The following is an 18,328-nucleotide window of genomic DNA, read 5'->3' on the forward strand; positions in this document are numbered from 1 at the left end:
GGTCAGCCCGTTGTTCCAGGCGTTCAGCTCGATGCTCACCGAGCAGGCGCCGGGCCCGACCACCCCGCCGCCCGGCACCGGCGCCTGCTCGGTGAGCATCGAGCTGAACGCCTGGAACAACGGGCTGACCGAGAACATCACCGTCACCAACACCGGCACCGCCGCGGTGAACGGCTGGTCGCTGGTGTTCACGCTGCCCGGCGGCCAGACCATCACCTCGGGCTGGAACGCGTCCTACTCCCCCGCCTCGGGCCAGGTGACCGCGCGCAACCTCGCGTACAACGCGGTCATCCCGGCCCGCGGCTCGACCACCATCGGCTTCCAGGCCACGCACACCGGCAACACCGCCCGGCCCGGCTCGTTCAGCCTCAACGGCTCACCCTGCACGCTGGCCTGACCGGCACCCCGCACTCCGGCGTTTCTTCCCACGGCGCCGGGGACGGCCCCGCGACCCGAGAGGTCGCGGGGCCGTTTCACGCGTGCACCAGCCCACCTGCGGCATAACGTTGAACCGAACGGTTCAGTGTCGTACGGTGAACCTCGTGGTTCAGCAAGAGACGCTCGACCGGGTGTTCGCCAGCCTGGCCGACCCCACCCGACGCGACATCCTGATCCGGCTCGGCGCGGGCCCGGCCACCATCAGCGAGCTGACCGAGCCCACCGGGATGAGCCTCACCGGCATGCGCAAGCACGTGCGCGCGCTGGAGGACGCGGGCCTCGTGGTGACGCGCAAGGTCGGCCGGTCCCGGCAGTGCCGGCTCAGCGAGGCGCCACTGGACTCGGCCATGGCCTGGATCGCCTTCTACCGACGGCTCTGGGCGCGCCGCCTCGACGGCCTCGACGCCTATCTCACACTCACCACGGAGGACCGCGACCATGACGCTCCACATACGGGTGACACGACACCTTCCGGGCACCCCTGACGAGGCGTTCGACGCCTACACCGACGCCGACAAACAGAAGATCTGGTTCGGCATCCTGGACGAGGAGCCCGGCATCGTGGAGATCGACGTCGACCTGCGGGTCGGCGGGAGGCAGACCGCCGTCTGGGGTCCGTCCCCCGACATGCTGTTCCGTGAGACGCAGACGTTCCTGGAGATCGACCGCCCGCGCCGGCTGGTCACCGAGTCCACGGGCACCGGCCCGGACGGCACGACCATGACCACGCGCATCGAGGTCACCTTCGAGGCGAGGGACGGCGGCACGCTGATGACAGTGGTGCAGAGCGGCTTCCCGACCCCGGACCTGCGCGACTTCTTCGCCGGCGAGGTCTGGGCCGGGGCGTTCGCCCGCATCGAGGCTTACCTGGTCCGAGAGCACGCAGAGGAGACCTCCCGTGGCTGACCTGTCCCGCACCGCCGTCGTCGCGCTCGCCACCGCCGCCGCGGTGGTCGTCAACCTGATCGTGTACGCGATCGGCAGGGCGGCCGGCGGCAGCTTCCTGTTCACCGCCGACGGCCGGCGGGTCGAGGTCGACGCGGTGACCGTCGCGGGCTTCAGCGCGCTGCCGCTGGCGCTCGGGCTCACCGCCGTCGCCCTGCTGGCGTCCCGGTTCGCCTGGGTGGTCCGGGTGGCGCTGATCATCGGCCCGGCGCTCGCGGTGCTCACGATCGCCACCATGACGCTGCCCGCCGACCTGGACACCACCAGCACGATCACGCTGGCGGTGTGCCACCTCACGCTCGCCCCGATCATCGTCGTCGCGGTGACCGCCCTCGGCCGGCGCGCGCGCCGCGCCGCCGCCGGCCCGGTCGCCGCCTGAGGCCGGGCGCGACCGGCCGCGCCCGCCCGCCGTCACCGGGTGTGGCCGGGTAGACAGCCACCACCGGCTCTTTTTGCCGACACCGCGTTGTTAACATGACGACATGGCGTCGACAAGTTTGAGAGGTGGCGGCTGATGTTCCTGGCCATTCGCGAGCTGGGGTTCGCGCGGCTGCGATTCGCCCTGATGGGGGCCGTGATCGCGCTGATCTCGGTGCTGATGGTGATGCTGTCCGGCCTGTCCGTCGGGCTGGTCCGCGACGGCGTGTCCGGCCTGCAGAACCTGCCGGTCACCTCGTTCGCCTTCGCCCACGGCGTGCAGCACGACTCGGCGTTCTCGCGCAGCGTGGTGGACGCCTCGGCGGTGGACACCTGGCGCGACCAGCCGGGCGTGGCGGAGGCGACCCCGTTCGGCAACACGCTCGTCAACGGGCGCACCGACGGGGGCACCGAGGTCGACCTGGCCCTGTTCGGCGTCGAGACCGACTCGTTCCTGTCGCCCGCCGTCAGCGAGGGCGACCGGCTCGGCCCGGCGGACGGGATCGTGGTGAGCCCCACCGCCATCGACGCGGGCCTGCGCGTCGGCGACACCGTGACGGTGGACCGGCTGGGCACGCGGCTGCGCGTCGTCGGCGTCACCCAGCAGCAGGACACCTTCGGCCACGTCGACGTGGCGTACGTGCCGCTGGCGACGTGGCAGGCGGTCAAGTCCGGCACCCCGGCCGGCGCGCAGACGCCGGCGCAGGCGGCCCAGGAGATCACCGCCGTCGCGGTCCGCGCGGCCGACGGCGACTCGGTGGACCTGGCCGCGGGCGACAAGGCGGCGGGCACGGAGAGCCTGACGCTCGACGAGTCATACGGCGCCTCGCCGGGCTACACCGCCGAGACGACGACGCTCCAGCTGATCCAGGGCTTCCTCTACGCGATCTCGGCGCTCGTGGCCGGCGCGTTCTTCGCGGTCTGGGCGATCCAGCGCAAGCAGGAGGTCGCCGTGCTGCGGGCGCTGGGCGCCTCGACCCGCTGGGTGCTGCGCGACGCCCTCACCCAGGCACTGATCCTGCTGGCCCTCGCCATCGCCGTCGGCATGGGGATCGGCCTCGGCCTCGGCGCGCTGATCTCCGGCGGCAACGTCCCGTTCGCGCTGCACCCGCAGAGCATCGCCGCCGCCGCGGCCGGGCTGCTCGTGCTCGGCCTGGTCGGCGCGGCAGCCGCAGTCGTCCGCCTCACCTCCATCGACCCGGCGACCGCCCTGGGAGGCAACCGATGAGCAGCCGGACCACACCGTCCCCCTCGGCGCCGGGCACCACCCCGGCCGATCTCGGCCTGGTCATGCGCGGCGTCCACCTGCGGCACGGCGACGGCGCGGAGACCGTGCACGCGCTCGACGACGTCGACCTGACCGTCGCGCCGGGCGAACTGGCCGCGATCGTCGGGCCCTCCGGTGCCGGCAAGTCCAGCCTGCTCGCCGTCGCCGGCGGGCTGGCCCGCCCCGACGAGGGCACCGTCACCGTGGCCGGGCACGACATGACCGTGTCCAGCCGCCGGGCGCGCACCGAGCTGCGCCGACGGCACGTGGGGTTCGTGTTCCAGTCGGGCAACCTGCTCCCCGCGCTGACCGCCGCCGACCAGCTGCGCCTGCCGCTGCGGCTGGGCGGGCGACGGGAGCGGTCCGGGCGCGATCCGCTGGAGATGCTCGCGCACGTCGGCCTGGCCGGTAAGGCCGACCGCCGGCCGCACCAGCTCTCCGGCGGCGAGCGCCAGCGCGTCGGCATCGCCCGGGCGCTGATGACCGAACCCTCGGTGCTGCTGGTGGACGAGCCGACGGCGGCGCTGGACCGGGCCCGCAGCCACGACATCGTCCAGCTGCTCGCCCAGGAGGCGCGGGAGCGCTCGGTGGCCGTCGTGATGGTCACTCACGATCACGACGTGCTGCAATACTGTGACACCATCTACGAGATGATCGACGGCAAGCTGGCCACGAGCAGCTGACCGCGACGAGCAGGGAGCGACGCGGACCGGACACGGGCGGCGGGAGACACGGGGAGGTCGGTGTGCCGAAGATCCAAGCCTCGACCGTCGCGGAACACCGGGCCGCACAGCGGGCGGCGTTGCTCGACGCCGCCCGCACCCTGCTCTCCGAGCACCCGGAGCAGATCCCGAGCCTGGCCGACGTCGCCCGGCACGCCGGGCTGGCCCGGTCCAGCGCGTACTCGTACTTCAAGTCCCGCACCGACATGTTCGACGTGCTGGTCGCCGACACCTTCCCCCGGTGGTCGGCCTTCGTCGAGAAGCAGATGGCCGAGGCCCGCACGCCGGGGGCGAGAATCCTGGCGTACGTCGAGGCCAACCTGCAACTGGTTGCCCGGGGCGACCACGCACTGGCCCGGGCACTGGCGTCGGCGGGCAACAGCGAGGTGCTGGCGACCTCCAGCCGGCTGCTGCACGACAGCCTCGAGGCCCCGTTGCGCGCCGCGCTCACCGAGCACGGGGCGAGCGACCCGGACCGGATGGCGGAGCTCGTCCAGTCGGTCGTCTACGCCCTCAGCCGGATGATCGAGAACGGTCTCGACCTCACGGCCGCCACCGGCCTCGGCCGCGAGCTGCTCACCCCGTACCTGCGCCCGGACGCCGGCTGACCGCCCGCCCCTGACCTCCGGCGCGGCGCGACGGCGTCCGGCCGTCACCACGCCTGCTGAACAACGACGGCCCGGGTCGTCGCCGGCAGCCGCACCACGGGTGCGCGCCCGGTCGACGACCCGGGCCGACGCGCGTCCGGAGCCGGTGACCGGAGACGCATCCGCACACCCGGAGGACGCCCGCCGACACGGTCCGGGGCAGCCGTCCGAACGATCGGCGCGGGCCACCGACCGGGGATCGGCGGCCGGCACTGTCGTCCGATCAGGAGGAACCGAACGATCGACCGCCGCATCGACGGTCATCATCGGTCACCGTTCCGCCTAGTGGAACAGCAGCTCAGAGGCGGTGCGGCGGACTAAGTTACTGATCAGTAGCCCGTTGACGGCATGTGAACCCGGCCCTACCGTTCCACTCAATCGAACGGCGTACGGTTCATCCGAACGCTCTCGGCCTCGCCGAGTGCGGCCCGAAACAGGAAGTCCGAGGCATGCCTGACGACAAGCTTCTCGCTCTTCTCTCCCCCACCAGGCTCGGTCGCCTCGCCCTGCGGAACCGGGTCTTCGTCCCCGGCCACACCACCAACTTCGGACTGAACAATGTGCCCACCCGTCGCCACGTCGCCTACCACGCGGAGCGGGCGCGCGGCGGTGTCGGCCTGATCATCACCGAGGCGATCCGCGTGCACCCCACGAGCGCGGGCCGCAGCATCAGCCTCGGCAGCTTCGACGACTCGTCGATCCCGGCGTACGCGGCGGTGACCGAGGCCGTGCACGAGCACGGGGCACGCATGTTCGCCCAGATCATGCACGCCGGACGGCAGGCCAACGGTGACGCGACCCGTACCGCCGCCTGGTCCTCGTCGCCGGTGCCGTGGGCGGCCGGCTCGCACGTGCCGCACGCGATGGGACGCCGGGACATCGCGGTCGTCGTCGAGGCGTTCGCCGCCGCCGCGCGACGGATGCGCGAGGCCGGCTTCGACGGCCTGGAGGTGCACGCCGGCCACGGCCACCTGCTCCAGCAGTTCCTCTCGCCGCACACGAACACCCGCGACGACGCGTACGGCGGCAGCCTCGACAACCGGATGCGTCTGACCCGCGAGGTGCTGACCGCGGTGCTCGCTGCCGCCCCCGAACTGCCCGTCGGGCTGCGGGTCAGTGCCGACGAGTTCCTGCCCGGCGGCCTCGACCCGGCCGCGGTGCTGGAGATCGTCGGAAAGCTGCGCGCCGAGTTCCCCCTCGCCTACGTGCACGTCAGCCACTCCGCCTACCACGGCAGCTGGTCGCTCGCGACCCAGATGGCGGACATGAGCTTCGGCCACGCCGCGTTCCGGCACCACGCGGCGCTGTTCAAGCGGGAGTTCCCGGACCTGCCGGTGCTCGCGGTGTGCCGGCTGGACAGCCTGCCGGAGGCCGCCGAACTCGTCGCCGCGGGCGAGGCCGACCTGGTCGGCCTGGCCCGCCCGCACATCGCCGACCCGCACCTGGTGCGCAAGGCCGAGCAGGGCCGCCAGCACGAGGTACGCGCCTGCCTGGCCTGCAACCAGGGCTGCATCGGCCGCCTGGAGACCAGCCTGCCGATCTCCTGCGTGGTGAACCCGGAGGTCGGCGCCGAGCGGGAGTGGGCCGACGCCTGGCCGGAACTGCCCGGGCCGTCCGGCGCGCGGAACGTCCTTGTCGTCGGCGGCGGGCCGGCCGGGCTGGAGGCCGCCCTCTCCGCGCACCGGGCCGGGCACCGGGTGACAGTGGTCGAGGCGCGCGACCACCTCGGCGGTCAGGTGGAGGTGGCCGCGCGCGTACCCGGGCGGGAGCGGCTCGGTCTGCTCACCCGCGACCTGGCCCGCGACGTGGCGGCCGCCGGCATCCCGGTCCGGCTCGGCCACCGCGCCGGCGTCGAGGACGTGCTGGCCGGCGACTACCAGGACGTCGTCCTCGCCACCGGCTCCCGGCCCGCCCGCCGCGAGCTGCCCGGCGGCCCGCCGGTGATCGACATCTGGCAGGCCGTGGACGCCCTGGCCGACCCCGGCTACCGGCCCGCGGGCGCCGTCGTCGTGCTCGACGACGAGGGCACCTGGTCGGCGGCCTCGGTCGCGGAGGCGCTCGCCCGCCGGGGTGCCCGGGTCCACCTCGTCTCCCCCACCGCCACGGTGAGCGCCAAGATCACCACGTACTCGCGCCTGGCGCTGCTCAAGCGCTTCGCGGACCTGGGGATCGCGGTCCACCCGATGCGGACCGCCCGCGCGGCGGGCGCCACGGCGGTGGCCCTCGGCGGCCCGCTCGCCGGCGGCGAGACGATCGTCGAGGACGTCACCACGGTCGTCGACGGCGGCTCGGCGCAGGCCTCGGACGAGTTGTACCGGCAGCTCGACGCGCTGCCCGACGGCCCCCGCGTCCACGTCGTCGGCGACGCGAACGCCCCCCGCACCGCCTTCGAGGCCGTCTACGAGGGACGCATGGCCGGCGCGTTCCTCGGCGCCTTCGACACCGCGTCCGCCCAGCGCGTGCGGTACGCCCACTGACCCGTCCACCCCGGTAGCGGTGCACCGCGGACCGGACCTCCCCCACCTGTAGAGGAGACAAGCATGCTGGACATCGAGGAGCGCCTCACCCTGGATGAGCGTTCCGCCGTGGACTTCGTCCTCGGCCTGCGCAAGCGCTGGGCGGACACCGTCTACCCGGCGCTGCGCGAGGAGTACGGCGCCACCGGCGCGTCGGCCACCACAGTCGCCGACGCCGGCCAGGTGCTGCGCGGTCTCCCGCTCTACCCGTGGTTCAGCCACCTCGAGCGGGTGCAGCAGAAGATGCTCTGGAAGGTCGCCGGCGACGCGGTGCTCAGCCGCCGCGAGGAGCTGACCGACCAGCTCACCTCGCTGCCCGAGCAGCCGAAGGGCTCGCTGGAGCTGAACCCCGACCTGGACCTGCCCGACTGGTACACCGACTACGACATCCACATCCAGCCCGGCAGCTTCTTCTCCGACGACATGTCGGCCTACGTGTACGAGTTCGGCGCGCGCATCGTCATGCTGCGCGACAACGACGGCTACAAGTTCCACACGCTGTTCGCCCAGACCGCGCTGCCCGAGCTGAACGCGGCGACCCGGATCGTCGACATCGGGTGCGGTTTCGGCAAGAGCACCCGCCCGCTGCCCGCCAAGTACCCGACCGCGCAGGTGATCGGCGTGGACCTGGCCGCCCCCGGTCTGCGCCTGGCCCACGCCGAGGCCGAGGCGACCGGAGTCGCGATCGACTACCGGCAGGCCGACGGCCGGGCCACCGGCATCGAGTCGGACAGCTGCGACGTGGTCACCGGCACGATGGTGCTGCACGAGATGCCGGCCGCCGCGATCCGGGAAACGATCGTGGAGGCCGCGCGCCTGCTCAAGCCGGGCGGCTCGCTGCGCTTCCTGGAGTTCATGCTCACCGGCGACCCGCTGCGCGACGCCACCGTCTACGAGCACGCCGAGCGCAACAACGAGCCGTTCTTCCACGACCTGTTCGGTTCGGACCTGATCGAGGTCTGCACCGAGGCCGGCCTGACCGACGTGTCGTGGACCCCGTTTGACGAGCGCCGCAACGGCGTCCAGCCGCAGGGCTGGGGCGACCGTCCCGAGTGGCACTTCCCCTGGGCCGTACTGGCCGCGACCAAGCCGGAGGCGTGATGAGCACCGAGTTCGACTACTTCGGGGACCCCAAGGTCGGCAAGCTGCTCGACCTGGTGCTGCAGCTCTCCACCGAGCTGCACGTGACCCGCCAGCGGGTACGCGTCGTCGAGGCGCTGCTGGTCCGTTCCGGCGCGCTCACCGCGGGCGCCGTCGACGGGTTCGTCTCGACCGAGGAGGAGCAGCGGGTCCTCGACCGGGAGCGGGACGAGCTGCTGGCCCGCCTCATTCGCATCCTCACCGAGCACGGCCCCGCGGAGCACCCGCTGCGGGACCAGTGGGAGGCGGCCCTGAGCGAGAAGACCGGCTGATGAGCACACCGGACGCGCCCGGCCTGATCGACAGGTACCTGCAACTGTGCGAGGACCGCGAGCTCGACGAAGCAGGCCGCTTTCTCGCGGCGCAGGCGCGGTTGGTCTTCCCGGGCGGCCGGGAGTACTCGTCGCTGCGGGAGATGGCGACCGCGTCGACCGGAACCTACCGGTGGGTGCGCAAGCACCGGGACCGCTACCTGGTGGGTGACGCCGACGGGCGGGTCACTGTGACCTCGCTCGGGCGGCTGTACGGGGAATGGCTCGACGGCACTCCGTTCGAGGACATCCGCTACGCGGACGTGTTCGTGCTCGACGGCGGACTGATCGTCGAGCAGCACGTCTACAACGATCTGGCCCTGGTCGCGTCGCTGCGCGACGCCTGACCGGCACTCGTCGCGCAGCAGCGCGACGCCTGACCGGCACTGGTCGCGCAGCAGCGCGACGCCTGATTCCCCCACCTCCGCCGCTCCGGCGGCGGAGGTGGTCTCCCCCGACTCATGACGAGGTGTGTGCATATGAAACGGAAGTGGGCTCTGCTCCCGGCGGCGCTGGCCGCCGCGCTGGTGCTGTCCGCGTGCGGCGGCGGCTCCGACGACGGCGCCGGTGGCGCGGGCGAGGAGGCGAAGCTGACCATGGCCATCGCCTCCGCCGTGATCGGCCCGAAGGAGGAGGTGGCCGTCTACGCGGTCGCCAAGGAACTCGGCTACTTCGCCGAGGAGAAGCTGACCGTCGAGACGATCAACGCCGACGGCTCGGTCGCCGCCCTCCAGGCGGTCGCGTCCGGCAGCGGCGACATCACCCCCGCCGACGCCGGCTCGGCGCTCGGCGCGGTGGAGAAGAACGTGCCGATCAAGGCGATCGGCGGCCTGGTGCAGAACTGGCCGTGGGTGATGGCGGTGAAGCCGGACTCCCCGATCACCGGCGGCGCCGACCTGCGCGGCAAGAAGATCGGCGTGATCAGCCTGGCCTCCGGCTCGGCCCCGTACGCCCGCGCCTACGTCAAGGCCGCCGGCCTGGACCCGGCCAAGGACGTCGAGCTGCTGCCGGTGGGCGTCGGCGCGCAGGCCGCCGCCGCGCTCAACGACGGCAAGGTCGACATGCTGGCGCTCTACACCCAGGCGTACGCGGTCATCGAGAACGCCGGCACCGAGCTGAAGTACCTGACCAACCCGGACGTGTTCTCCGGTATCCGGTCGCTGACCTTCAGCGTCGGCGCCCGTGACTTCGACGCCAAGAAGGACTCGTACGAGCGGTTCCTGCGCGCGGCGTACAAGGCGATGCTCTTCTCGGCGAAGAACCCCGAGGCCGCCATGAAGATCGGCTACAAGGTCTTCCCGCAGATCCTCGCCGGCAAGTCCGCCGACGAGCGCCTGAAGGCCGACACCGAGAGCCTCACCGCCTGGCTGAAGACGGCCACCCCGGCCAGCGGCGAGCCGGAGCAGTTCGGCGACTGGGGCGCGATCAGCGACGACGAGTGGGCGAAGACCCAGGCGTACACCAAGGAGGCCGGGCAGATCACCGGCGACGTCGACCTGAAGAAGCTGTGGGACCCGAGCCTGCTCTCCGGCGCGAACGACTTCGACAAGGCCGCGGTGCTGAGCAAGGCCGCGAACTACACCGCCTAGGCAGCGGACAGCGGAAGGGATTTCGATGGCCATCAAGGCGACGGCCCGCCGGGCGCAGACGCAGGCTCCGGCATCGGTGTCGGAAGACTCCTGGATCGAGATCGACGGGCTGGACAAGGAGTACCGGCCCCGGAAGTCGGCACCGACCCAGGCGCTGAGCGACATCAACCTGACGGTACGTCGCGGCGAGTTCATCTCGGTCGTGGGACCGTCCGGGTGCGGCAAGACCACATTGCTGAAGATCCTCGCCGGGCTCAGCCCGAAGTCCGGCGGCGCGGTACGGATCGCCGGGCGGGACGTGACGAAGCCCCTTCCCGAGGTCGGGATGGTGTTCCAGGCACCGACGCTGCTGCCGTGGCGCACCATCTTCGACAACGTGATGGTGCCGGCGGAGATCCAGCGACTGGATCCCCGCCGGCACCGGGAACGCGCGCAGCAGTTGCTCGAGATGGTCGGTCTCAACGGCTTCGAGCAGAAGTACCCGCACGAGCTCAGCGGCGGCATGCAGCAGCGGGCCGGCATCTGCCGGGCGCTCGTGCACGACCCGGCGGTACTGCTGATGGACGAGCCGTTCGGCGCGCTCGACGCGATGACCCGCGAGTACATGAACGTGGAGCTGCTGCGCATCTGGCAGGAGAGCAACCAGACGATCGTGCTGGTCACGCACTCCATCCCGGAGGCGGTGTTCCTCTCCGACCGGGTGGTCGTGCTCAGCCCCCGGCCGGGCCGTATCGCGGAGGTCATGGACATCGACCTGGAGCGGCCGCGTGACCTCGGCGTCATGTCGTCCGACCGGGCCGGGGTCTACGTGGAGCGGATCCGCCGACACTTCAACGCCGCCGGCGTTATCGACTGACGAGGGACAGCCATGGCAACAAGCAACCTGGTCCGCGAGCCGGCCCAGCCACCGGCGCCGTCCGCCCGGCCGGCCCGGCCCGCCCGGCGCAAGTTCGACCTCCGCGAGAAGCCCCAGCTCTGGCTGGTCCCGACGGTCTTCGTCGTGGTCGTGCTGGCCTGGGAGTACGGCGTCCAGCTCATCGGCGTCGACGAGTACGTCCTGCCGCTGCCGTCGAGCGTGGTCGAGTCGCTGTGGCAGCAGCTCGGCGACGACCAGTTCTGGGGTCACTTCTGGGTGACCACCCAGGAGGCGCTGCTCGGGTTCGTGATCGGTGTCGGGGCCGCGCTGCTGCTCGGCACGTTCATCTCCCAGATCAAGATCGTCGAAGCCACCCTGATGCCGTACATCGTGGCCTTCCAGACCGTGCCGAAGGTCGCCCTGGCCCCGTTGTTCGTGGTCTGGTTCGGCTTCGGCCTGACCAGCAAGGTGGTCATGGCCGCGGTGATCTCGTTCTTTCCGATGCTGGTCAACGTCATCGAGGGTCTGCGGGCGGCCGACGCCGACAAGATCCAGATGCTGACGGTGTTCGGCGCGAGCAAGACCCAGATCTTCCGGATGGTCCGGCTGCCCAGCGCGCTGCCGTTCATCTTCGCCGGCCTGGACATCGGCATCGTCTTCGCCATCCTCGGCGCGGTCGTCGGCGAGTTCATCGGCGCCAAGGAGGGCCTGGGCTACCTGCTGCTGCAGACCAACTACAACTTCGACATCGCCGGCATGTTCGCCGTCCTGGTGGTCCTGTCGGTGATGGGTCTGGTGGCGCACTTCGTGATCCGGCTGCTGCAGAAGCGCCTGGCCTTCTGGGCCGAGGACACGAAGGTGATCGGCGCGTGACGACAGCTGACGGGACCGTCGTCACGCGTGCGGAGCACCGGCCGGGCGTGGTTCACGCCCGCCCGGCCGGTGGCCGAACGGGAAAGGCAGGAAACGAGACATGAACACCGACCCGAACCGGTTCGACGGGCGGGTGGCACTGGTCACCGGTGCGGCCCGCGGCATCGGCGCCCGGATCGCCGCGACCCTCGCTCAGCGCGGCGCGACTGTGGCGCAGGCCGACCTGCTCGACGACTGGGTGGAGGCCGAGCTGACCGGCGGCGCGCACACCCGGCACCGGGTGGACGTCCGGTCGGCCGCCTCCTGCACCGACCTGGTGGCCGAGGTACTCGACTCCCACGGCCGCCTCGACCTGCTCGTCAACAACGCCGGGATCGTCCGGCGCGGGCCGGCGGCCACGATGTCCGAGGAGGACTTCACCGCCGTCCTGGACGTCAACCTGACCGGTACGTTCCGGATGTGCCAGGCCGCGTACGCGGCGCTGCGGCAGACCCGCGGCGCGGTGGTGAACATCGGCTCCACGAACGGGCACATCGCGGTGCTGAACACGCTCGGGTACTGCGTCAGCAAGGCCGGCGTGATGCACATGGCGCGCGTGCTCGCCCTGGAGTGGGCGCCGGACCGGATCCGGGTCAACGCCGTCGGACCCACGATCGTCCCCACCGACATGACCTCCGACGTACGCGGTGACGAGGCGTACCTGGCCGACAAGATGGCGAGCATCCCGCTGGGCCGGATGGCGCAGCCGCAGGACGTCGCCAACGCAGTCGCCTACCTGCTCAGTGACGCCGCCGCCATGACCACCGGGCAGACGATCTTCGTCGACGGCGGCGTCACCATCCACTGACTTCCCCCTCTCCGACCCCTTCTGTGAGGACCACCATGCCCAAACCGGATACCGCGGCCGCTCTCGCGGCCGTCGACGCGCACTTCGACGAGTTCGTCGAGGAGCTCCAGCAGCTGTGCCGCATCCGCAGCCGCCGCCAGGAGCCGGAGCAGATGGAGGCCACCGCCGAGTTCATCGCCGGGTCGGTCCGCCGCTGGGGCGGCGAAGCCGAGATCATCCCGTGGGAGCAGTCGTACCCGTACGTGCTGGCCGAGGTGCCGGGCGAGGGTGACAAGACGCTGCTGCACTTCACCCACTACGACGTGGAGGTCGAGCCGGCCGGTGACGACGCCGACTGGATCAGCCCGCCGTACGCGGCGGAGATCCACGACGGCCGGCTGTACGCCCGGGGCGTGGCCGACGACAAGGGCGTCGTCATGTCCCGCATCCACGCGGCGGCGGCCTGGAAGCTGGCCGGGCTGACCCCGCCGGTGACCAACCGGATCATCTTCGAGGGCAAGAAGTGGCTGCACAGCCCGGGTCTGGGCTCGTTCGTGCAGGCGCACGCCGACCGGCTCGCCAGCGACGCGGCGCTGTGGGAGAACTCCTGGCTCGACGGCGAGGACCGGCTGCTGCTCAAGCTCGCCGAGAAGGGCGTGCTCTACCTGCGGCTCACCGCGCAGACCCTGCCGCGCGACCTGACCAGCCAGAACACCGCGCTGCTGCCGGCTGCCACGGCCCGGCTGGCCGCCGCCCTGGCGCAGTTGCAGCGGCCCGACGGCACCGTGACGATCCCCGGTTTCGCCGACGACGCCCGGCCGCCGACGGACGAGGAGCGGGCGCTGCTGGAGAAGGTGGCGTTCGACGGGGACTTCCTGCGCAAGCGGGCGCAGGTCGACCGGTTCACCGGTGACCTGGACGACCAGGCCGCCGCCGTGGCCATCCGGACCGTGCCGACGCTCACCGTCGCCGGTTTCGCCGGCGGCGACATGCGCGACGACGTGACGCTGGGCATCCCGTCGACCGCCTCGGCGAAGCTGGAGATCCGGCTGGTGCCGGGCCAGGACCCGGACCGGGTGCTCGGCTGCATCCGCGACCACCTCGCGGCGACCGGCTTCGGTGACCTGCGCATCGAGGTGATGGCGACCAGCCGACCCAACCTCACCGACCACCGCGACCCGTTCGTCGCGCTGGTCGCCGACGCGGCCCGCCGGGTGTACGGGACCGAGCCGGTGATCGAGCCGTACACGCAGTGGATCGGCAACCAGGGCGTGATCGCCGACCGCCCGATCGTCGGCGTCGGCGTCTCCCGTGCCGACTCCGGAGTGGACGGCCCGAACGAGAACATCCGGCTGGACGACTACAAGGCCGGCATCAAGCACGTCATCGAGGTCATGGCGGCGCTGGCGGTGGCGGAGTGACCCGGGCCCGCGGCGTGGCCCGCCGCGCCTACGTCGACGTGCCGTGGGGTCAGGTGCACTACCGGCACGGCGGCGACGCCGACGCCCCGGTGCTGCTGATCCTGCACCAGTCCCCGCTCTCCTCGGCCACCTACGACGCGGTGATCGAGCCGCTGGCCCGCCGCGGCCTGCGGGTGATCGCCCCGGACACGCCGGGCTTCGGCATGTCCGACGCGCCGCCGCGCCCGTGGTCCATCCCGGAGTACGCGGCCGGGGTGTGGCAGTTCGCCGACGCCCTCGGGCTGTCCCGGGTACACCTGCTCGGGCAGCACACCGGCGCGATCGTCGGCGCGGAGGCGCTGATGTCCGCGCCGGAGCGGGTGCACCGGCTGATCCTCCAGGGCATCCCGCTCTACGACGAGCAGGAGCGGGCAGAGAAAAAGCGGTCGTACGCGCCCGGCTACGTGCCGGCGCGCGACGGCGGGCATCTGACGGTGATCTGGGACCGGGTGTACGGCCTGTACCCCCGCCTGACCCCGGAGGAGGCGGACCGCCAGGTCACCGAGTACCTGCTGACCGGTCCGGACTACGCCACCGCGTACCGGGCGGTGTTCGACCACCACGTGGACACCGCCGCCCTGGACGCGCTGCCCATCGTGCTGCTGCACGGCGCCGACGACCTGCTGGACCGGATGACGCCGCAGGTGCGGGCCGCGCTGCCCGGCGCCGAGCTGGTCACCATCCCCGGTGGCACCGACTTCGTGGCCGACGAGCAGCCGGAGGCGTTCGCCGACGCGGTCGCCGCGCAGGTGCACGCCGACCTCGGGCGGGAGGTGGCGGCGTGAACGCGGGCACCCCGGTCGCCGAGGCGAAGGTCGTACCGGCGAACACGCTCTACACCGCGACCGTCGAGGTCTCCGGCGGCCGGGGCGGCAGCGCCCGGTCGCTGACCGGGTCGCTGCGGGTCGACCTGACCCGCCCCGCGCAGCGGGGTCCGGACGCGCCCGGCACCGACCCGGAGGAGCTGTTCGCGGCCGGCTACGCGGCCTGCTTCGACAGCGCGCTCGCCGTCGCCGCCCGGCAGGCCGGCGTCAAGCCCGGCCCGACGACGGTGACCGCCTCGGTCTCCCTCGGGCAGACCGAGGACGGCCGGTACGCGATCGCGGTGGTGCTGGACGTGTCCGCGCCGCAGTGCCCGCAGGCCGACCTGGAACGCGCGGTGGAGCTGGCCGACCGGATGTGTCCCTACTCGAACGCCCTGCGGGGCAACACCGCGGTGGCGATCCGGGTCGATGGCCACCGCTGACCTGACCGAGCCCGCAGCGGTCCGCCACCCGGCGGATCCGCCGCGGCCCGCCGGCCCGATGGCCCTGGCCGTCGGGCTCGGCGCGGTCTACCTGATCTGGGGCTCGACCTACCTGGGCAATCGGGTGGCCCTGGACAGCATCCCGCCGCTGGTCGCCACCTCGGCCCGGTTCCTGGCCGCGGCGCTGCTGCTGTTCGCGGTGGCGGCGCTGCGCCGGGGACCGGCCGGGCTGCTGCTGCCCCGGCAGCAGTGGGGCGGAGTGGGCGCCAGCGGGCTGCTGATGGTCGGTGCGGGCAGCGCACTGCTCGCCCTGGGCCAGCAGTACGTGCCGACCGGGCTGGCGTCGCTGCTGGTGGCGGGCATGCCGCTGTGGGTGCTGGTGTTGCGGCTGGCCGTCGGGCCGCGGCCGTCGGCGCTGGCGGCGGTGGGTGTGCTCGGCGGGGTGGCCGGGCTGGCGCTGCTGTTCTCGGTGCCGACGCAGGGAGGGCACCTGGGCGGGATGCTGCTGCTGGTGGTCTCCACGATGGTGTGGGCGCTGGGCTCGACGCTGTCGCAGCGGCTGCAGATGCCGGCCGACCACCTGGTGGGCACCGGCTGGCAGATGCTCGTCGGCGGCGTCGCGGTGGCGGTGGCGAGCGTGGTCAGCGGTGAGCTGGGGCGGTTCCGTCCGGCCGACGTGACCGGCCGGTCCTGGTTGGCGTGGACGTACCTGATGCTGGTGTGCACAGTGGTCGGCTTCAGCGTCTACACGTGGCTGCTGCGCAACGCGCCGATCCAGCTCGCGTCCACCTACGCGTACGTCAACCCGGTGGTGGCGGTCCTGCTCGGCATGATGGTGCTGGATGAATCGTTGTCCGGACGACAGGTGCTCGCCGGTGCCGTGGTGCTCGCCTCGGTGGCGCTCGTCATCGCGCGGGAGCGACCCCGGCAGGCCGGCGGCCTCCCGCCCGGGAAGACCCCCGTCGCGCCCGCCTGACGCCCGGCACCCCGCACACGTACGTCGACACTGGAGGAACAGAGATGATCACGACAACGGTCGTCGAGAGCAGCGCCGGCCGGACCCGTTCCGGTCTGGGACGCGCCCTCGACATCGTCAACATCATCGCCGAACGGGCACCGGAGACCCTCGGCGTGTCGACGATCGCGCGGGAACTGGGCCTGCCGAAGGCGGTCGCCCACCGGATACTCAAGGAGCTGGTGGCCGACAACTTCCTCACCTTCAACGAGGAGACCAAGCGGTACCGCCTCGGCACCGGCGCGCTGGCGGTGGGCCTGGCCGCGCTGCGCGCGCTGGACGTGCCGGACATCGCGCGCCGGTACCTGGTCCGGCTGGTCCGCGACAGCGGCGAGACCGCCACGCTGTCGGTGCGGCAGGGCTGGTCGCGCGTCTACATCGACCAGGTGCTCTCGCCGCACGAGGTCCGGATGTCGGTGTCCCTGGGCACCAGCCACGCGCTGCACTCCGGGTCGTCGTCGAAGGCGATCCTGGCGGCGCTGCCGGACGCCGAGGTGGACGACTACCTCGGCCACCACCCGCTGGACGCGGTCACCCCGGCCACCATCACCTCCACCGCGAAGCTGCGGGCCGAGCTGGCCCGGGTCCGCCGCCAGGGGTACGCGGTGAGCATGGGTGAACGGCAGAACGGCGCCGGCAGCGTCGCCGCGGTCGTGCGCTACGCGACCGGGCAGGTGTTCGGCTCGATCTCGCTGTGCGGGCCGCAGAACCGGTTCACCCCGGAGGTGTGCGCCGCGCACGGTGCGCTGGTCGCCGCGGCGGCGGCGGAGATCTCCGCCGAACTGGGTTTCCGGCCGCCGGCGCAGCGTGTCGCCGGCCGGACGGGTCAGGAACAGAACTGGGGAGGTGGAACAGGTGAGTGACGGACCGCTGACGGGCCTGCGGGTGCTGGACGTCTCGACGATCCTCGCCGGACCGCTGTGCTGTCAGATCCTCGGCGACTACGGCGCCGACGTGATCAAGATCGAACATCCGACCATGGGTGACAGCATGCGCGGCCACGGCAAGGCCAAGGACGGCCATCCCCTGTGGTGGAAGGAGATCTCCCGCAACAAGCGGCTGGTCGGGCTGAACCTGTCCGCGCCGGAGGGCGCGGCGCTGCTGCTGCGGCTGGCCGAGCGCGCCGACGTGCTGGTGGAGAACTTCCGGCCGGGCACGCTGGAGCGCTGGGGCGTCGGCCCGGAGGAGCTGCACCGGGTCAACCCCGGTCTGGTGATCGCCCGGATCACCGGCTTCGGGCAGACCGGCCCGTACGCCTCCCGCGCCGGGTTCGGCACGCTGGCCGAGGCGATGAGCGGCTTCGCCCACCTGACCGGCACCGCCGACGGCCCGCCCACGCTGCCCGCGTTCGGGCTGGCGGACAGCATCTGCGGCATCGCCACCTCGTCGGCCGTGATGATGGCGCTCTGGCACCGGGAGCGCTCCGGCGGCCGGGGCCAGGTCGTCGACATGAGCCTGCTGGAACCGATCATGACCGCCGTCGGTCCCGGTCCCACCGTCTACGACCAGCTCGGCGTGGTGGAGCAGCGGCAGGGCAACCGCTCGACGAACAACGCGCCGCGCAACACGTACCAGACCAAGGACGGCTCGTGGGTGGCGATCTCCACCAGCGCCCAGGCCATCGCTGAGCGGGTGCTGCGGCTGGTGGGCCACCCCGAGGTGATCGACGAGCCGTGGTTCCGTACCGGTGTCGGACGGGTGGCGCACGCGAACCTGCTCGACGAGTACGTGGGCTCGTGGATCGCCGAGCGGACCCGCGACGAGGTGGCGGCGGCGTTCGCCGAGGCCGGCGCCGCCGTCGCCCCGGTCTACAGCGCCAAGGACATCGTCGAGGACCCGCACGTCCAGGCCACCGAGATGATCACCACGGTCGACGATCCGGACCTCGGCCCGATGCGGATGCACAACGTCATGTGGCGGATGTCGGAGACGCCGGGCCGGATCCGGTTCACCGGCCGCTCCCCCGGCGCCGACACCGACGCCCTGCTCGTCGAGGAACTCGGCTGCGACCCGGCCGAGATCGCCGACCTGAAAGCCCGTGGCGTCGTCGCCTGACGACG

General features: G+C 72.2%; 21 protein-coding genes. All 21 read left to right on the forward strand.

The genetic code is table 11. From position 1 onward, the window contains the following. A partial coding sequence (locus tag EAD96_RS19700) for a cellulose binding domain-containing protein (protein ID WP_199733238.1) occupies positions 1–397 on the forward strand: 397 nt, incomplete at its 5' end. Between the two features lie 145 nt (positions 398–542). Next, complete coding sequence (locus EAD96_RS19705; RefSeq protein ID WP_120573738.1) at positions 543–923, forward strand: helix-turn-helix transcriptional regulator; 381 nt, start codon at positions 543–545, stop codon at positions 921–923. Continuing rightward, positions 877–1,344, forward strand: coding sequence for an SRPBCC domain-containing protein (locus EAD96_RS19710; RefSeq protein ID WP_120569460.1), 468 nt, complete (start codon positions 877–879; stop codon positions 1,342–1,344). The genes EAD96_RS19705 and EAD96_RS19710 overlap by 47 nt, the downstream gene beginning before the upstream one ends. After that, entirely contained in the window at positions 1,337–1,762 is a 426-nt protein-coding gene (locus EAD96_RS19715; protein ID WP_120569459.1) for a DUF6069 family protein, read from the forward strand. The genes EAD96_RS19710 and EAD96_RS19715 overlap by 8 nt, the downstream gene beginning before the upstream one ends. A gap of 135 nt (positions 1,763–1,897) precedes the next feature. After that, on the forward strand, positions 1,898–3,028 hold the full coding sequence (locus tag EAD96_RS19720; protein ID WP_120569458.1) for an ABC transporter permease: 1,131 nt from the start codon (positions 1,898–1,900) through the stop codon (positions 3,026–3,028). Continuing rightward, on the forward strand, positions 3,025–3,750 hold the full coding sequence (locus EAD96_RS19725; RefSeq protein WP_120569457.1) for an ABC transporter ATP-binding protein: 726 nt from the start codon (positions 3,025–3,027) through the stop codon (positions 3,748–3,750). The genes EAD96_RS19720 and EAD96_RS19725 overlap by 4 nt, the downstream gene beginning before the upstream one ends. A 62-nt stretch (positions 3,751–3,812) precedes the next feature. Then, complete coding sequence (locus EAD96_RS19730) at positions 3,813–4,397, forward strand: TetR/AcrR family transcriptional regulator (protein WP_121685357.1); 585 nt, start codon at positions 3,813–3,815, stop codon at positions 4,395–4,397. Between the two features lie 488 nt (positions 4,398–4,885). Next, entirely contained in the window at positions 4,886–6,913 is a 2,028-nt protein-coding gene (locus tag EAD96_RS19735) for an FAD-dependent oxidoreductase (RefSeq protein ID WP_121685358.1), read from the forward strand. Positions 6,914–6,976: 63 nt separating this feature from the next. After that, positions 6,977–8,053, forward strand: a complete 1,077-nt coding sequence (locus EAD96_RS19740; RefSeq protein ID WP_121685359.1) for a class I SAM-dependent methyltransferase — start codon at positions 6,977–6,979, stop codon at positions 8,051–8,053. Further along, the gene (locus EAD96_RS19745; protein ID WP_121685360.1) at positions 8,053–8,364 is read left to right on the forward strand and encodes a hypothetical protein; all 312 of its coding nucleotides are present in this window, start codon (positions 8,053–8,055) and stop codon (positions 8,362–8,364) included. Before EAD96_RS19740 ends, EAD96_RS19745 begins: the two co-directional genes overlap by 1 nt. Further along, positions 8,364–8,750 (forward strand): hypothetical protein, encoded by a 387-nt coding sequence (locus EAD96_RS19750; protein ID WP_121685361.1) that lies wholly within the window; start codon positions 8,364–8,366, stop codon positions 8,748–8,750. Before EAD96_RS19745 ends, EAD96_RS19750 begins: the two co-directional genes overlap by 1 nt. 132 nt (positions 8,751–8,882) lie before the next feature. Further along, complete coding sequence (locus tag EAD96_RS19755; protein WP_121685362.1) at positions 8,883–9,992, forward strand: ABC transporter substrate-binding protein; 1,110 nt, start codon at positions 8,883–8,885, stop codon at positions 9,990–9,992. Between the two features lie 25 nt (positions 9,993–10,017). Beyond that, the gene (locus EAD96_RS19760) at positions 10,018–10,848 is read left to right on the forward strand and encodes an ABC transporter ATP-binding protein (RefSeq protein WP_181726621.1); all 831 of its coding nucleotides are present in this window, start codon (positions 10,018–10,020) and stop codon (positions 10,846–10,848) included. A gap of 12 nt (positions 10,849–10,860) precedes the next feature. Continuing rightward, entirely contained in the window at positions 10,861–11,721 is an 861-nt protein-coding gene (locus tag EAD96_RS19765; protein ID WP_091417004.1) for an ABC transporter permease, read from the forward strand. Positions 11,722–11,821: 100 nt separating this feature from the next. Beyond that, entirely contained in the window at positions 11,822–12,568 is a 747-nt protein-coding gene (locus tag EAD96_RS19770) for an SDR family NAD(P)-dependent oxidoreductase (RefSeq protein ID WP_121685363.1), read from the forward strand. 35 nt (positions 12,569–12,603) lie between these two features. Next, complete coding sequence (locus tag EAD96_RS19775; RefSeq protein WP_121685364.1) at positions 12,604–13,968, forward strand: M20/M25/M40 family metallo-hydrolase; 1,365 nt, start codon at positions 12,604–12,606, stop codon at positions 13,966–13,968. Continuing rightward, on the forward strand, positions 13,965–14,792 hold the full coding sequence (locus EAD96_RS19780; RefSeq protein WP_120569447.1) for an alpha/beta fold hydrolase: 828 nt from the start codon (positions 13,965–13,967) through the stop codon (positions 14,790–14,792). The genes EAD96_RS19775 and EAD96_RS19780 overlap by 4 nt, the downstream gene beginning before the upstream one ends. Next, positions 14,789–15,253, forward strand: coding sequence for an Ohr family peroxiredoxin (locus tag EAD96_RS19785; RefSeq protein ID WP_120569446.1), 465 nt, complete (start codon positions 14,789–14,791; stop codon positions 15,251–15,253). The genes EAD96_RS19780 and EAD96_RS19785 overlap by 4 nt, the downstream gene beginning before the upstream one ends. Further along, complete coding sequence (locus tag EAD96_RS19790; protein WP_121685365.1) at positions 15,240–16,229, forward strand: EamA family transporter; 990 nt, start codon at positions 15,240–15,242, stop codon at positions 16,227–16,229. The genes EAD96_RS19785 and EAD96_RS19790 overlap by 14 nt, the downstream gene beginning before the upstream one ends. A gap of 44 nt (positions 16,230–16,273) precedes the next feature. Then, the gene (locus EAD96_RS19795) at positions 16,274–17,131 is read left to right on the forward strand and encodes an IclR family transcriptional regulator (protein WP_121685366.1); all 858 of its coding nucleotides are present in this window, start codon (positions 16,274–16,276) and stop codon (positions 17,129–17,131) included. After that, the gene (locus EAD96_RS19800) at positions 17,124–18,323 is read left to right on the forward strand and encodes a CaiB/BaiF CoA-transferase family protein (protein WP_121685367.1); all 1,200 of its coding nucleotides are present in this window, start codon (positions 17,124–17,126) and stop codon (positions 18,321–18,323) included. The genes EAD96_RS19795 and EAD96_RS19800 overlap by 8 nt, the downstream gene beginning before the upstream one ends. Positions 18,324–18,328 lie beyond the last annotated feature (5 nt).

This window comes from Micromonospora sp. BL1 (assembly GCF_003667485.1).
Classification (GTDB): domain Bacteria; phylum Actinomycetota; class Actinomycetes; order Mycobacteriales; family Micromonosporaceae; genus Micromonospora; species Micromonospora tulbaghiae.